Genomic DNA, 291 nt, shown 5'->3' with positions numbered 1-291 from the left:
GGGACGAGCGCGAAAAGGACATGCTGGCGCACGGCTATCCGGCCTACACGACTTCAGCCGGCTGGCTCGGCTACGACGACGACAAGATCCGCCGGCTCGCACGTGAAGGCGTCGCCCAGGGCTGGACGCACTTCAAGCAGAAGGTGGGCGGCAATCTCGAAGAAGATATGCGCCGGGCGCGCATCCTGCGCGAAGAAATCGGCGAAAACCGCAAGCTGATGATGGATGCGAACCAGGTGTGGGACGTCGATGAAGCGGTTTTGAACATGCGGTGCCTGGCGCAATTCGATC

1 protein-coding gene is annotated in these 291 nt (G+C 61.9%); it reads left to right on the top strand.

Annotation, left to right across the window (positions count from 1 at the left end):
• Window positions 1–291: enolase C-terminal domain-like protein (locus SB764_RS39335; RefSeq protein ID WP_410866654.1), on the top strand; the 291-nt coding region annotated here is incomplete at both ends.

This window comes from Paraburkholderia sp. SIMBA_027, from assembly GCF_046535315.1.
Taxonomy (GTDB): domain Bacteria; phylum Pseudomonadota; class Gammaproteobacteria; order Burkholderiales; family Burkholderiaceae; genus Paraburkholderia; species Paraburkholderia tropica.
The sequence above is the reverse complement of the archived record's forward strand: the minus strand, read 5'-3'. Positions and strand labels throughout refer to the sequence as shown.